General features: G+C 39.8%; 1 rRNA gene. It reads right to left on the bottom strand.

Going from position 1 to position 241, the window contains the following annotated elements:
• Window positions 1-91, bottom strand: a 23S ribosomal RNA gene (locus LQ677_RS14640); the annotation flags it as partial.
• Window positions 92-241: the final 150 nt, after the last annotated feature.

The following is a 241-nucleotide window of genomic DNA, read 5'->3' as shown; positions in this document are numbered from 1 at the left end:
TTACAGCTCCCCAAAGCATATCGTCGTTAGTAACGTCCTTCTTCGGCTTCTAGTGCCAAGGCATCCACCGTGCGCCCTTAATAACTTAATCGTGTAAAAGCTTGGTCAAACAAACGTATCAATAAAGATACCTGTTTACCAGTTTTACGAGTTATTAATCTGTGATGTCGTCTATAAAGACGACGCGCGATTATTAAGCTTGTTGAATTTCGTTAAAAATTCACTCGGTTTTTTGCTTGGT

The sequence above is a fragment of the Mammaliicoccus sp. Q-M61 genome, from assembly GCF_022386055.1.
Classification (GTDB): Bacteria; Bacillota; Bacilli; order Staphylococcales; family Staphylococcaceae; genus Mammaliicoccus; species Mammaliicoccus sciuri_A.
This window is presented reverse-complemented; position numbering and strand designations above follow the sequence as displayed.